Source organism: Nonomuraea sp. CA-143628, from assembly GCF_050942315.1.
Lineage (GTDB): Bacteria > Actinomycetota > Actinomycetes > Streptosporangiales > Streptosporangiaceae > Nonomuraea.
Genome location: NZ_CP192072.1, coordinates 7983315 through 7997893 on the forward strand (window position 1 = coordinate 7983315; position 14579 = coordinate 7997893).

General features: G+C 69.9%; 12 protein-coding genes. 11 read left to right on the top strand and 1 reads right to left on the bottom strand.

The genetic code is table 11. From position 1 onward, the window contains the following. The first annotated feature begins 112 nt into the window (after positions 1-112). From ACQP2T_RS36425 to ACQP2T_RS36435, 3 genes are read left to right on the top strand one after another with little or no spacing between them, the layout of a single operon-like run. Positions 113-295, top strand: coding sequence for a hypothetical protein (locus ACQP2T_RS36425; protein WP_433509431.1), 183 nt, complete (start codon positions 113-115; stop codon positions 293-295). Continuing rightward, positions 295-1449 carry an AAA family ATPase gene (locus ACQP2T_RS36430; RefSeq protein WP_433509432.1) on the top strand — a complete coding sequence of 385 codons (1155 nt, stop codon included), beginning with the start codon at positions 295-297 and terminating at the stop codon, positions 1447-1449. Before ACQP2T_RS36425 ends, ACQP2T_RS36430 begins: the two co-directional genes overlap by 1 nt. Next, entirely contained in the window at positions 1446-2048 is a 603-nt protein-coding gene (locus ACQP2T_RS36435; protein ID WP_433509433.1) for a DUF4276 family protein, read from the top strand. Before ACQP2T_RS36430 ends, ACQP2T_RS36435 begins: the two co-directional genes overlap by 4 nt. Before the next feature lie 323 nt (positions 2049-2371). On the opposite strand, the gene ACQP2T_RS36440 is transcribed toward ACQP2T_RS36435, so the two are convergent. Next, positions 2372-3889 (bottom strand): sulfatase-like hydrolase/transferase, encoded by a 1518-nt coding sequence (locus ACQP2T_RS36440; protein WP_433509434.1) that lies wholly within the window; start codon positions 3887-3889, stop codon positions 2372-2374. Positions 3890-3997: 108 nt separating this feature from the next. On the opposite strand from ACQP2T_RS36440, the gene ACQP2T_RS36445 reads away from it, so the two are divergent. From ACQP2T_RS36445 to ACQP2T_RS36480, 8 genes are all read left to right on the top strand, one after another. Beyond that, positions 3998-5788, top strand: coding sequence for a sulfatase (locus ACQP2T_RS36445; RefSeq protein WP_433509435.1), 1791 nt, complete (start codon positions 3998-4000; stop codon positions 5786-5788). A gap of 26 nt (positions 5789-5814) precedes the next feature. Beyond that, on the top strand, positions 5815-7224 hold the full coding sequence (locus ACQP2T_RS36450) for a sulfatase family protein (RefSeq protein WP_433509436.1): 1410 nt from the start codon (positions 5815-5817) through the stop codon (positions 7222-7224). A gap of 93 nt (positions 7225-7317) precedes the next feature. After that, entirely contained in the window at positions 7318-7959 is a 642-nt protein-coding gene (locus ACQP2T_RS36455) for a TetR/AcrR family transcriptional regulator (RefSeq protein ID WP_433509437.1), read from the top strand. A 122-nt stretch (positions 7960-8081) separates the two neighbouring features. After that, the gene (locus tag ACQP2T_RS36460) at positions 8082-9653 is read left to right on the top strand and encodes an ABC transporter substrate-binding protein (protein ID WP_433509438.1); all 1572 of its coding nucleotides are present in this window, start codon (positions 8082-8084) and stop codon (positions 9651-9653) included. Continuing rightward, entirely contained in the window at positions 9650-10597 is a 948-nt protein-coding gene (locus ACQP2T_RS36465; protein WP_433509439.1) for an ABC transporter permease, read from the top strand. Before ACQP2T_RS36460 ends, ACQP2T_RS36465 begins: the two co-directional genes overlap by 4 nt. 2 nt (positions 10598-10599) lie before the next feature. Further along, positions 10600-11502 carry an ABC transporter permease gene (locus ACQP2T_RS36470; protein WP_433519873.1) on the top strand — a complete coding sequence of 301 codons (903 nt, stop codon included), beginning with the start codon at positions 10600-10602 and terminating at the stop codon, positions 11500-11502. Beyond that, positions 11499-13550 (top strand): dipeptide ABC transporter ATP-binding protein, encoded by a 2052-nt coding sequence (locus tag ACQP2T_RS36475; protein WP_433509440.1) that lies wholly within the window; start codon positions 11499-11501, stop codon positions 13548-13550. Before ACQP2T_RS36470 ends, ACQP2T_RS36475 begins: the two co-directional genes overlap by 4 nt. Beyond that, on the top strand, positions 13547-14569 hold the full coding sequence (locus ACQP2T_RS36480) for an SUMF1/EgtB/PvdO family nonheme iron enzyme (RefSeq protein ID WP_433509441.1): 1023 nt from the start codon (positions 13547-13549) through the stop codon (positions 14567-14569). The genes ACQP2T_RS36475 and ACQP2T_RS36480 overlap by 4 nt, the downstream gene beginning before the upstream one ends. The last annotated feature ends 10 nt before the right edge of the window (positions 14570-14579 follow it).

Sequence of the window (14579 nt, forward strand, 5' to 3'; positions counted from 1 at the left end):
ACTCGCTGCATCGTGCGGCGACTCTCGGTGAAGATGTCGTACAGCTTGCCTGTGATGGTTTGACGAGTGGGTTGTTCAATCCTGCTCTGGATGCTTTGGACGGCGATGTGACGTGAAGACCAGCCACAGCCAACTGGCGAACCTGACCTGGAAGGTGGCCGAAGCGAAGGACTCGCCGAGTCGGACGCCGGCGGCGATTGATCAGCAGGTCAGTTTCCTAAATGAACGCAAGCAAGTGCTGATCACCGCAGCAGTGATCGGGCAGATCGACGTGACGACGGCGCGGGGGGTGTGATGGGCAACACAGTGCCGTTCCTCCGGCGTGTTCAGGTGACCGGCTACAAGAGCATCGCCTCGTGTGATGTCACCTTCACGCCCTTGCTCGTGTTGCTCGGACCGAATGGCGCGGGCAAGAGCAACTTCCTGGACGCCCTACAGTTCGTGGCGCAGGTCCTGGGGCCGTCGACGCCCGCTGATGTCGTCGCCGCGCGTGGCGGACTGGACGAAGTGCTCCGTCGGGCACCGCAACCAACCGACCAGTTCAGCATCCATTTGGAGTTCACCGTGGATGGCGCTGACGGTCCTCAACCGGCCGAGTACGGCTTCACGATCGGTCGTGACTCGACAGGACGCCGCCCGCTGGTGATCAAGGAAGAGCACTGCGTCATCAGTCCCCGAACCGAGCAGGAGGCCGAGTTCAGGGTCGTCGCCGGAATGATCCTCAATGAGGGCGGCATCGAAAGGGACCAGCTCTACCTGCCACTGGCCGCTGCACGGAGTGCGTTCAGTGAAGTCCACCGCAGTCTGCGTTCCATGCTCTTCCATCACCTGAGCACCGATCAAATGCGGCAGATCGAGCCCGATCGACGCGGGACACAGCTCGGCTATTCAGGGGAGCGACTGGGGTCGGTACTCGGCACGCTGGCCGAGCGGCATCCGGTCTTCAAGCAGCGTATCGACGACTATTTGCAAGCGATCGTCCCGACAGTCGCCGGCATCGATCAGCAGATCCTCGGTGACTATTCGACGGTGGAGCTCCGTACGCCAGACACCGCCCGGCCGTTCGGCCCGAAACTGATCTCCGAGGGGACTTTGCACGCCGCCGGGTTGCTGACCGCGCTCTTCCAGCCCGTGGTGCTGGAAGGAAAGGCCAGTCTCGTGGCGATCGAGGAGCCGGAGACCGCTCTTCATCCGGCCGCGACGGGAGCGCTCTTTGACGCGTTGACCGAAGCGAGTGAGCGCGTTCAGGTCATCGTGACCACGCAAAGCGCCGATCTGCTCGACCACGATGACTTCGATCCTTCCTGGGTGCGCATGGTGACTATGAAGGATGGCATCACCGTCATCGGTGAGATCGATCCAATAGTGCACGGGGTGCTTGACGACAAGCTGGCGACCCTGGGTGAACTCATGCGTGGTCGGCAACTACGTCCGAAGGGGTCTGAGTGAGCGGGCCGGTCACGATCGCCTCCATCGTCGAAGGACACGGCGAGATGACGGCCGTACCCGAGTTGCTGCGCAGAATCGCCTACGCTTCGGGCATCTGGGAAGTGCGCGTCCCGGAACCGCAACGTGTGCCTCGCGGTTCGATGATTGCGCCTGGCGGGATCGAGGCGGCGGTGCGAAAGTCCGCGGCTCTTCACATAACAGGTCCCGGGGGAATCCTCGTCCTGATCGACGCCGATAAGGACTGTCCCGCGGCGTTGGGACCCGCGTTGCTCTCCAGGGCCCGTGAGGCTCGCGGTGACAAGGAGATCGCCGTGGTCATCGCGCACAAGGAGTTCGAGGCGTGGTTTCTGGCTGCGGCCAAGTCGCTGTCCGGACGTCGGGGCCTGATCGATCCACTCGAGCCGCCGCCGGATCCTGAAGGTATTCGAGACGCCAAGGGATGGTTGACCGCGCACAAGATCGACGGCACGTCGTACAAGGAAACAGCCGACCAAGCCGCGTTGGCGGCGCTCTTCGATCTGGAGCAGGCCCGTGGGGGCGCGCCTTCCTTTGACAAGTTCTGCCGAGATGTCGAACGACTCCTGAGAGGTGGCTCATGAGCGGTGCCCCGGCGAACAACCCCGCCCTCCCCACCCCGGGAACACCGCTGTGAAGGGCTCATCGGTAAAGATCAAGTAGGAGTCGGTACCGGTCTCGATGATGTTGCCGCGACGGTCAAACCCGCTCCGACCCGGCGAAGCGTGTTCGGGAAGTCAGCCCGAGCGTAGCGAGGTCGTTCAGGGGGCGGGCGTCAGCCCGCCTGGGAGGACGTCCGGAGCGAAGCGGAGGGCCTTTGTGGGGGGTGGGCATCAGACGGCCAACCACCGAATCGGGTAACGGGCGGGGAGAAAACGCCCGGAGCGAAGCGAAGGCCCTTTGGCTTCTAGCCGGGCGCATGCGTAGCGGCCTGGCCGGGCGCCGGTAGGTCGACCGCCGGCCGACGGGGGTCGCGGGCCGGTGGCAGGACGTCCGTGGTGGCGGCCAGCCAGGACAGGATGGCGGTGCGCATCCTGTCCTCCACGGCCGCGTGGCGCGGTGAGCCGCTGAGGTTGCGGGTCTCGTCCGGGTCGGCGTGGCGGTCGTACAGTTCAGGTCCTTCGTAGAGCCGCCACACGTAGGTCCAGTCGCGGTCGCGGGCGGCGAACGCCTTGCCTGCCAGGCGCGGGTTCTCGTGCTGGAGCTCGCCCTTGAGGTCGTACGGGAAGGCGCCGCGCTCCATCCGCGGCTCCTCCTCGGCCAGGAACCCGCCCTCGGTGAAGGCGTACGCGCGGTGCTCGGCGTCCGGATCGTCGAACAGCGGCCGCAGGCTGCGCCCGTAGTGGCTGTGGGTGGCGCGGATCCCGGCGAGGTCGAGCAGGGTGGGGAAGACGTCGACGAGCTCGACGAGGGCGTCGCTGGTGCGGCCCGCGGGCACCGGGCCGCCGCTGAGGATCAGGGGGTCGCGGGTGACGCAGGCGTGCATGGCGGACGGCCACTTCTCGATGACGCCGAAGTCGCCCAGGTACTCGCCGTGGTCGGAGAAGAAGGCGAACAGGGTGTCCTCAGCAGAGCCCGTCGCGGCGACGGCGGCGCGGACGCGCCCGACGTGATCGTCCAGCCGGGAGACCATGCCGTGGTAGACGGCGGCGACCTCCTGCCAGATCTCGGGAGTGGCGCGGGCGAGTCCGTACTTGTCCCGGATCGCCGAGAGGTAGTCCGGCGCGTTCCCGGACGGAGGCGGGACCGGCGCGGGCTGCGCGGCGCGGTCGTGCAGGGAGAACCACGGCTGCGGCACCTCGAAGGGGCAGTGCGGTGCCACCAGGGGCACGAACAGCAGCCATGGTTGTTCGTGGGCGCCGCTCAGCCACGACTCCGCGGTCCGCACGGCCGCCTCGTCGAAGCCGACCGCGTCGTCCAGGACCTCGCCGCCGTAGAAGAGCCGGTCCCAGAGCGGGTCGTCGGCCCCGGTGACCTCCGGACGGTGGCGCCCGCGCTCGTACGGCTCGCCTCCCCAGTGCGGCCCGGCGGGCGGCCGCGTGAAGCCGTGCTCGTCCGCGCTGAGCTCGGTCGCGCCGGGCGCGAACGTGTCGCCCCGGTCGCCCGCCCAGACCACCCGGTAGCCCTGCTCGCGGAACGCGCGCAGGAAGTTCGGCTCCTCCGGACGCAGGAGCGCGTCGAGGGTCCGGTGGCCGGCCGTGTGCGGGTACCAGCCGGTGAGGAACGACGCCCGGCTCGGCGAGCACACCGGGTGCTGGACGAACGCGTTCGTGAACGTCATCCCGTCGGCGGCGAGCGCGTCGAGGTGCGGGGTACGGGCGCGCTCGGCGCCGAACGCGCCCACCGCGTCCGCCCTGAGCTGGTCGGCGACGATCACGACGACGTTGGGTGAGCGGGCCACGAGTCCTCCGGAGGGGGTTGCCATGACGCCGAGGCGGCGGTTGTATGTCCGTGACGTTACCTACCTAATACTCGGTAGGTAAAGGACCTCATACTCGGCAGGTTAAAGAACCTCGCCGGAAAGTGAGACCCCGTGAAGGCCATCGTCGTCATGTTCGACAGCCTCAACCGCCGCCATCTACCGGCCTATGGGGCGCGGGATGTGCGCGCGCCGAACTTCGCCAGGCTCGCCGAGCGCACGGCCGTCTTCGACAACTGCTACGCGGGGAGCATGCCGTGCATGCCGGCGCGCCGGGAGATGCACACCGGGCGCTACAACTTCCTGCACCGGGGGTGGGGGCCGCTGGAGCCGTTCGACGACTCGGTGCCACAGCTGCTCACCGACGCGGGCGTGCACACGCACCTGGCCACCGACCACGCCCACTACTGGGAGGACGGAGGAGCGACCTACCACAACCGGTTCCGCACCTACGAGTTCTTCCGCGGCCAAGAGGGCGACTTCTGGAAGGGCCAGGTCGCGGACCCGGAGATGCCGCCGGACCTCAAACGCGTCCGGCGGCCCGCCTACCGCCAGGACTGGGTGAACCGGCGCTACCTCGCCGACGAGGCCGACCACCCGCAGACGCTGACCTTCGACGCGGGCCTGCACTTCCTGGACGTCAACCACGCCGAGGACGGCTGGTTCCTGCAGATCGAGACGTTCGACCCGCACGAGCCGTTCTTCAGCTACCAGCGCTATCACGACCTCTATCCCGAGGACTACGACGGTCCGCACCTGGACTGGCCCGACTACGCGCAGGTGCTGGAGACCCCCGAGCAGGTGGCGCACGTACGCAACCGCTACGCGGCGCTGCTGTCGATGTGCGACCGCTCGCTGGGCCGGGTGCTCGACCGCATGGACGAGCTGGACCTGTGGCGCGACACCCTGCTCATGGTCGTCACCGACCACGGCTTCCTGCTGGGCGAGCACGGCTGGTGGGGCAAGAACGTGCCGCCGTGGTACGACGAGACGATCCACACGCCGCTGTTCGTGTGGGACCCCCGCGCCGCGGAGGCCGCGGGTGAACGCCGCTCCGCCCTGGTGCAGACGATCGACTTCGGGCCGACGCTGCTGGAGTGGTTCGGCCTCCCGTGTCTGCCCGACATGCAGGGCAGGCCACTGGGTGAGGTGGTCGCATCGGATAGGCCGGTGCGTCAGGCGGCCCTTTTCGGCGCTTTCGGCGGTCACGTGAGTGTCACCGACGGCCGCTACGTCTACATGCGCGCGCCCGAAGGCCCGTCCAACGGCCCGCTGTTCGAATACACGCTGATGCCCACGCACATGATGGCCCGCTTCCGCCCCGAGGAGTTGCGCGCGGCCGAGCTCGTGGCGCCGTTCCCGTTCACCAAGGACGTGCCGGTGCTGCGGACCCCGGGCCAGGCCATGTCCAACCCGCACACGTTCGGCACCCTGCTGTTCGACCTCCAAGAGGACCCGGAGCAGCAGCGGCCGTTGATCGACGACGCGCTGGAAGCCAGGATGATCCGTCTCCTGGTCGGCTTGATGCGGAACACCGACGCGCCTGCCGAGCAGTACGAACGGCTCGGCCTGCCCGCGCACGACGAGCCCGACGAACGCCACCTGCAGGTGCGGCGGCAGTGGACCCGGGTCGTGGCGGCACGCGAGCCGGTGCGGCGCGAGGACTACCCCGATGGGCCCCTGAGCGTGCACACCCCGCTGCGGGAACTACTGACCGACCCGGCCGCGCGAGCGCTTCTGGAGCAGCAGATCCCCGGCCTGCTGGCGGGCCCGCTCGGGGCCATGGCAGGACCGCTCAGCCTCGTGGAGGTCGCGGCCACCGCCATCGGGCTGCTGCCGCGGAAAAAGCTCGCCGAGCTCAGCGACGCGCTGCTCGGGCTGCGCGCGGCGGAGGCCGCCACATGAGCTTCCGCCGCCCTAACATTCTCTGGTTGTACTGTGACGAACTGCGCGCCGACGCGCTCGGCTGTTACGCGACGGCGGGCGGGTTGAGCCCGCGCACTCCCGCCGTGGACGCGCTGGCGGCCGGCGGAGTGGTGTTCGACCGCTGCTACGCCAACTCGCCGGTATGCGTGCCCAGCCGGACCGCCGCTCTGACCGGCCTTTCCCCGGAGCGGACGGGCGTCTACCACAATGAGGCGGCAAGCCCGGGGTTTCCGCTCCCCGAAGGGCTGGTCACCTTTCCCGAACTGTTCGCCGCCGCGGGCTACGCCACCGCCAGCTTCGGCAAGGAGCACATCCCGTCCGCGCTCACCCCCTGGCAGCTTGACGACCACACCGGTGCCGGAATGCGCGACCCGCTGGGCGGCTGCGACGAAGGTTCGCTGGTCCGGACACCGGGCATGCGCTTCGTCGTCGGCGGCAGGCACCCTGATGAGGCTTACCGCCCCGAAGAGGTGACCCGGCGCGCCATCGCCTGGATGCGCCAGGCGTCCACGCCGTTCCTGCTGCGCGCGTCGTTCCTGCAGCCGCACACGCCGGTGGTGCCCCCTCGGCGATGGGCCCGCGCCTTCCGGCCGGACGCGCAGCCGGGCCGCGGCCTGGACCGTGGCGTCGGTGAGAGCCGGTTCGAACGGCGCTTCGGCGAGCTGAACGGCGGGCGCGAGATGGCCGAGCACGATCTGCGCCGGGCCCAGGCGGACTACCTGGCGCTGGTGGCCTGGGTGGACGAGCAGATCGGCGCGCTCCTGGCCGCGCTGGACGAGCTCGGCATGGCCGAGGAGACCATTGTCGTGCTCACCTCCGACCACGGCGTGCACCTGGGGGAGGGGGGTGCGTTCGGCAAGCACACCTTCGCGCCGCAGAGCCAGCGGGTGCCGCTCATCGTGCGCCGGCCCGGCCATCTGGCCCCGGCGCGGCGCGGCGATCTCGCCCAGTCCCTCGATCTGGGCCCGACCCTGCTCGGTCTGGCCGGGATCGGGGCAGAGGCGGAGAGCGGCGGCCGCGATCTGTTCACCGACCCGGCTCCCGACCACGTCATGGCGACCATCGGCTACGGAGGCCCGGCGAGCCGGGCGTTCCCCAACCGGAACGCGGGCACCTGGTACGGCGGGCGCGGCTGGCCCCGGCGCACCTGCATCCGGAACAGGCGCTACCGGCTCGACGCGACCGTCCGCCTCGACGGGCGGCCCGCGACGCCGGACGAGGAGGACGTGTTCCTGGCCGACAGCCTCGCCGACCCCGGTGAGCTGCGCGATCTCGCGGCCGACCCGGGGTGCGCCCGCGTACGGGACACGCTGCTCACGGCACTGCGGGCCCACGCCCGATCGGCCGCGGAGGTCCCCGACGAACTGATCGCCCAGCTCAGCGGTGCGGCCTCCACCCATATTACTGGCCGGTAGGACTTTCTTACCTACCGAGTACTCGGTAGGTTACGGGTAATTCACAGCGTGGTAACCAGGCCGTGAGCCGGTGGACGCGGAACGGAGACACGCATGGCGCGAACGGAGACAGGCCGGGTTCGGCGCCCGGCAGCCGCGCGGCGGGAGCAGATCCTCGCCGTCGCCGCGGACGCGTTCGCCATCGCGGGCTTCCGGGGCACGAGCCTGGCCGAGGTGGCCCAGAAGGTGGGGGTCTCCCAGCCGGGACTGCTGCACCACTTCAGCAGCAAAGAGGCCCTCATCATCGCGGTGCTCCAGCAGCGCGACCTCCAGGACGAGCAGTACGTCGAAGCGCGGTTCGCGGGCAAGGAAACCACCACCCGCGAGTGGCTGATGGCGTTCTGCCGCCGCAACAAGACACAACCCGATCTCGTCCGGCTGTTCACCGTCCAAGCGGCCGAAAGCCTGGACCCGGCGCACCCCGCCCACGACTTCTTCTATCAGCGCAACCAGCGGGTCAGGAACCGGATAGCCCGGTTGATCGAGGCCGACCAGGAAAAGGGCCGGCTCCTTTCATCACTCGATCCGGCAGCCACGGCCGCCGAGCTGGTCTCGCTGATGAACGGTCTCCAACTGCAGTGGCTCCGCGACCCTGCGATCGACATGTGCGGGCTTTTCGAGACGAGCCTGCTGCGCCTCGAAAACCACCCGAACACCGTGACTCCGCTAGTAGAGCCTCCGCAGGCGAAGGCCTGACCTTCCAGAAACACCCCCTGCGCCACGATCCCCGCGCGGACCGGCGCATCAGTCGGCATGACGATGTCAGCGCAAGCGTGCTCACGAGCGACGTCGTCCCGGCTTAACAAGGAGCACCAAACATGCGCATAGGCATACAAAGCCATCGACACTCCCGTTCAGCTCTCCGAGTCGCCCTCGCCCTGGCCCTGTCGTCCGCGTTGACGGCAGGCTGCCAGTCCGCGGTCAAGCTGGAACAGCGACAAGCCACCGGCGCCTCCACCGCGAACTGCCGAACGGGTGGCACGCTGGTCGCCGCGAGCGCCCAACCGCCCATCCCCGGCCGTGTCCTCGCCCAAGGCGCCGCCAACCTGTTCTGGGTGCGCGGCGTCTTCGAACCGCTGATCAGCGTCAAGGGCAGCGACCTCGCACATCCGGTGCCGTTGCTGGCGACCGCGTGGAAGGTCGGCGGTGACGACCGGACCGCCACGATCACGCTGCGTGAGGGCGTGACCTTCCATTCCGGCCGCCCCTTCACCTCGGCCGACGTGGTGTACACCTTCAAGCAGGCGCTCACCCCGGCGAGCCCGTCGAACGACAAGCAGATCATCAGCGGCTGGCAGATCAAGGCGACGGGCGAGCACGAGGTCACCATCGAGTCCAAGACACCCCTGTCGCCCGTGCTCGCCAGCGTCCTCGATGACACCCCCATCGTGGACTCGCAGACCTACAAGGACCTCGCCGACGGCTCCAAGATCATTGGAACCGGGCCCTACCGGCTGGAGCGCTACCAGCCGGGCGCCCAGATCACGCTGGTCCGCAACGAGCGCTACTGGGACAAGACGCTGCCCCATCTCGACCGCATCGAGAACGTGGTGATCTCGGACTCGACCGCTCAGCTCGCCGCCCTGCGGTCCGGGCGGGCACAGCTGGCGTCCGGCCTGACGACCCAGGACGCCGCGACCGTCACCCAGAAGGGCGGCCAGTTCCAGCTCAACGAGGGCCAGAACGTGCTGTACTCCCTGGTCTTGGAGGCGAACGGAGCGTTCGCGAAGAAAGCCGTCCGCCAGGCCGTCGGGTACGCCATCGACCGGGACCGCATCAAACAGCAGGTCTTCAGCGGCCTCGGCAACACCAGCGGTCTGCTGTGGCCGACCGGCCCCGCGTACCCCAAGGATCTGGAGAACGCCTACCCCTACACCCCCGACCGGGCCCGGCAGCTGATCGAAGAAGCCGGCGCGAGCGGGGCCGAGGTGCCGATCACCATCATCAACAACCCCCAGCTACAGGCTGTGTACCAGATCATCGCCAACAACCTCACCGACATCGGGCTCAAGCCGACGCTGGTCGCGCTCCCCGCGCCGGACTACCAGGCTCGACTCGCCGCCGGAAAGGGCGGGAACTACCTGTCCTTCCGCGGTCAGGTGCCCAGCCCGTCGCTGGTCGCCCAGACGAACCCGGACGTGCGGCTGCAGGGCGCCCACCGCACCTTCACCAGCCCGGAGTACACCGCTCTCGTGCGGGCGGTGATCCAGGCGGGTGACGGGCAGGCCGGCGTGGAGGCGGTGCGGAAGCTCACCACGTACATGCACGACCAGGCGGTACAGCACGTACTGGTGACGACCCCGGCCATCACCGTCAAATCCACGGCTGTCCAAGGGCTCTCCCTGGTCTCCGGCGGCCTCCTCTCACGTGAGACGTGCCTGGTCCGATGATCCGCTACCTGATCCAGCGCATCCCGTCAGTGGTGCTGGTGCTGCTGGCCACCAGCGTGATCGCGTTCCTGCTGCCGCGGCTGGCACCGGGCGATCCGGCCGCCGTGATCGCCGGCCCGGAGGCCACCCCCGAGACCATCGCCGCCATCCGTGTCCAGTTGGGCCTGGACCAGCCGTTGGTGACGCAGTACCTGCGCTGGATGGGCGGCCTGTTCACCGGCGACCTCGGGCGATCCTTCCAGTACGGTCGCCCGGTGGCCGAGCTGATCGCCACCCGCGTCGAGAGCACGGTGGAGCTGGCCGTGCTGGCCGGACTGTTCCTGGCGCTGTTCGGGATCGGGCTGGGCGTGCTGGCCGGCTCCGCCCGCTCGCGGTGGTCGCGCGTGTTCGCCGACGCGGCGAACACCGGCCTGCTGGCCGCGCCCCCGTTCCTGGTCGGGCTGCTGCTGATCCTGGTGTTCGGGGTCGCCATCCAGCTCCTGCCCATCAGCGGCGAGATGTCAGTGTTGCAGAGCCCGGACCTCGGAATGCAGTATCTGCTGCTGCCCGCCCTGGCGCTGGCGCTGCCGATGTCGGCCGGTGTGGCGCGGCTGGTGCAGACCTCGATGCTGGCGGTGCGCGAGGAGGACTTCGTCGATCTGGCGGTGGCCAAGGGCGTGCCGTCCCGGCGGATCAGCGTCCGGCACGTACTGCGCAACAGCCTGGGCCCGGGGGTGGTCGCGATCGGGATCCGGTTCGGCGACCTCCTGGCCGGCGCCGTGGTGATCGAGGCCATCTTCGCCAGGAACGGGCTGGGCCAGCTTGCCGTCTCGGCGGCGCAGAGCGCCGACTACGCGGTCATCCAGGTTCTCATCGTCGGCACGGTGCTCATCGCCGTGATCGCGCAGCTGCTGACCGAGATCACTCTGGCCGTTCTTGATCCCCGGATCCGATTGGGGCAGTGAAGATGACCATCGCGAAGAAGGCGCCTGCCGCTCCGGCGTTGCTGGAAACCGGCGAGTCGACGGTCCGCCGCCGGCGCGACCGCCGCAGCGCGCTGGCGCGGTACGCGCAGGCGTTCCAGACCTCGAAGGGCATCGCGGCGGCAGTGCTGCTGACACTGCTGGTCTCGCTGGCCCTGCTCGCACCGGTACTCGCACCAGGCGGCTACGACCAGCAGGCCAGGGACGCGCTCGCCGGACCGTCCGCGGCGCACCTGCTGGGCACCGACGAGTTCGGGCGCGACATCGTCGTCCGTACGCTGTATGGACTGCGTACCGACCTGAGTCTGATCCTCACCGCGGTGCCGGTGAGCATGGTGATCGGCACACTGCTCGGCCTGGTCGGCTATGTCTCCCGGAGGCTCGGCTCGGCGACCCAGCGGGTGCTGGATATCATCCTCGGGTTTCCCGGCCTGATCCTCGGCATCATGATCGTGATGATGATCGGCGCGGGTTGGACGGCCCTGTTCGCGGCGATCGTGATCGCCGGGCTGCCCGGCTTCGGCCGCCTCGCCCGCGCGGGGCTGCTCGCCCAGCAGCAGCGGGAGTACGTCCTGGCGGCTCGCGTGCTCGGTGTGCCACGCCCGACGGTGATGGTCCGCCACATCCTGCCCAATGTGGTCGACCCCATCCTGGTGCAGGCCACCGTGTTCATGGTGGTGGCGATCTTCATCGAGGCCGGGCTGAGCATCGTCGGGCTCGGGATCAATCCGCCCAATCCGTCGCTGGGCGCGATGCTCAATGTGAGCGCCCGCTACATCGACACCCTGCCCTCCTACGTGATCGGCCCCGGCCTCGTGCTGCTGTTGCTCGCACTGTCCTTCACTCTCCTGTCCGACGCTCTCAACCAGGCGGCGAACCGACGATGACACAGCTCTCGCAGCCCCTCCTGGAAGTGAGTGGCCTGCGCACCCAGTTCGACACGCCGGACGGCGTGGTGCACGCGGTCAACGACGTGACCTTCTCGATCCGGCCCGGCCAGATCGTCGGCATCGTCGGCGAGTCGGGATCCGGCAAGTCCGTGGCCGCCCGCTCGATCCTGCGCATGGTACGCGCGCCCGGCCGTATCGCCGCGGGTGAGGTGCGCTACCGGGGCACCGACCTGCTGACCCTGCCGGACAAGCGGATGCGGGAGCTGCGCGGCCGGGAGATCGCGATGGTGTTCCAGGACCCGCAGTCCGCGCTCAACCCCGCGATGACCGTCGGCGACCAGATCGCCGAGGCGCTGATCGTGCACGGAACCGCCAAGCGCGAGGCGCGTAAGCGGGCCGGGGAGCTGCTCGACCAGGTCGGCATCCCCGACGCCGGCCGCCGGATCGACGACTATCCGCACCAGTTCTCCGGCGGCATGCGGCAGCGGGTGGTGATCGCGGTGGCGCTGGCCGGCTCGCCGTCCCTGCTGATCGCCGACGAGCCGACCACCGCGCTGGACGTGACCGTGCAGGCGCAGATCCTGCGGCTGCTCGGCAGGCTCCGCGACGAGCTGGGCATCGCCGTACTGATGATCACCCATGACATGGGGGTGGTCGCCGAGATGTGCGACGAGGTCGTCGTGATGTACGGCGGCCGCGTCATGGAGCGCGGGCCCGTGGACGTCATCTTCGCCCGCCCCGAACTGCCCTACACCGCCGACCTGCTCGCGGCCATGCCCCGCATCGACGAGCACTCCGCCGGGCGGCGCCTGCCCTCCATCCCCGGCGCCCCGCCCGACCCCGCGAACCTGCCCCGGGGCTGCCCCTTCCACCCGCGCTGCCGGTTGAGCGAGGACATCTGCGCCCAGGAGGTGCCCGTGCTGGCACCCCGGGCGGGTGACGGCCACCTGGCCGCCTGCCACGTCACGCAGGGCGGCGCGGCGATCCCGCCGATGCGCACCGCCGCCGCCGCGTCCGCGCGCCGGGAGCAGGCCCCGGCGCCGCTGCTGGAGATCGACGGCCTCAGGGTGGACGTCAACGCCGGCCGAACCGGCCTGATCCGCAGGCACCGCCCGGTGTACGCCGTCGACGGGGTCGGCCTGACCGTCTCCGGCGGCGAGACCCTCGGGCTGGTGGGCGAGTCGGGCTGCGGCAAGTCCACCCTGGCCAGGACCATCGTCGGCATCAACGTGGCCGCCGCGGGATCGATCCGCGTCGGCGCGCACACCGTCGGCGGCAAGGACCCGGCCGGCGCCCGGGAGCTGCGCGAGACGGTCCAGTACGTCTTCCAGGACCCGTACGCGTCGTTGAACCCGCGCCGCACCGTCCGCCAGTCCCTCGAGGAGGCGCTCGCCGTGCGCGGCCTGCCGGTGGCCGAGCGGGCCGCCGAGGTGACGGCGCTGGCCGAGCGCGTCGGGCTCAACGAGGGCCAGATCGACCGCTACCCGCACGCCTTCTCCGGCGGGCAGCGCCAGCGCATCGGGATCGCCCGCGCCCTCGCGGCCCGGCCGAAGCTGCTGGTGCTCGACGAGCCGGTATCCGCGCTGGACGTGTCGATCCAGGCGCAGATCATCAACCTGCTGGAGTCGCTGCGCGATGAACTCGGCCTCGGTTACCTGTTCATCGCCCATGATCTGGCGGTGGTGCGGCATCTCAGCGATCGGGTCGCCGTGATGTACCTGGGCCAGTTCGTCGAGGTCGGGGACGCCGAGTCGGTCTACACCGCGCCGCAGCACCCGTACACGGCGGCGTTGCTCGCCTCGTCCCCGATCCCGGACACCGCCGGGCGCGCCCGCGAGCGGATCGTGCTCGGCGGCGACCTGCCCAGCCCCATGAACCCGCCGACCGGATGCCGCTTCCGCACCCGCTGCCCGATCGGGCCGCTGCACCGCCCGGACCGTACGGTCTGCGCCGAGCAGGCGCCCACGCTCACCCCCACCGCCACGGGCCAGCTCGCCGCGTGCCACTTCGCCGGCGAACTGGCCGGGACCGGGGTGCCGGCATGAGCGGCTGCTGCGCCCCCGGCCGCCCATCCCCCGGCGGCCCGTCCCCTGACCGCCTGTCTTCCGGCGGCCCGTCCCCTGACCGCCCGTCCCCTGACCGCCCGTCCTCCGACCGCCCGTCCTCCGACCGCACGCCGGTGGCCGCTCCGCGCGGACGAGAAGGGCACGGATCCGACGCCGGGATGGTACGGCTCGCGGGCGGCCCCTTCCGGATGGGCACCGACGACGCCGAAGGTTTCCCTTCCGACGGCGAAGGCCCCGTCCGCACAGTGGAGCTGTCGCCGTTCCTCATCGACCGCTACGCGGTGACGAACGAGGATTTCGCGGCTTTCGTCGCTGATACGGGATACGTCACAGAAACGGAGCGGATCGGCTGGTCCTACGTCTTCGTCCGGTTCCTGAGCCGGGAGTTGCGCCGGATCTCGCCGCGCCCCGAGGTCACCCCGTGGTGGGCGGCCGTCCAGGGGGCGGACTGGCGCCATCCCGAAGGGCCGGGCAGCCTCCTGGAGGACCGCGGCGACCACCCGGTCGTCCATGTGTCCTGGCACGACGCCGACGCCTACGCCCGCTGGGCCGGCAGCCGCCTGCCGACCGAGGCGGAATGGGAGTACGCCGCACGCGGCGGCCACGACCAGCGCCGCTACCCATGGGGCGACGAACTCACCCCCGGCGGCCGGCACCTGGCCAACATCTGGCAGGGCCGCTTCCCGGTCACGAACACCGCCGAGGACGGGTACGCGGGGACCGCGCCGGTGCACGCGTTCCCGCCCAACGACTACGGCCTGCACAACATGGCCGGCAATGTCTGGGAGTGGTGCGCCGACTGGTGGGGCACCGACCACGCCCCCAACGCCAAGGACCCGTCGGGCCCGCGCTCGGGCACCGACCGGGTGATGCGCGGCGGCTCGTACCTCTGCCACGCCTCCTACTGCAACCGCTACCGGGCCGCCGCCCGCTCGCACAACACACCGGACGGCTCCGGCGGCAACACGGGCTTCCGCTGCGTCCGCGACTCCAACTGAACGACCGCGT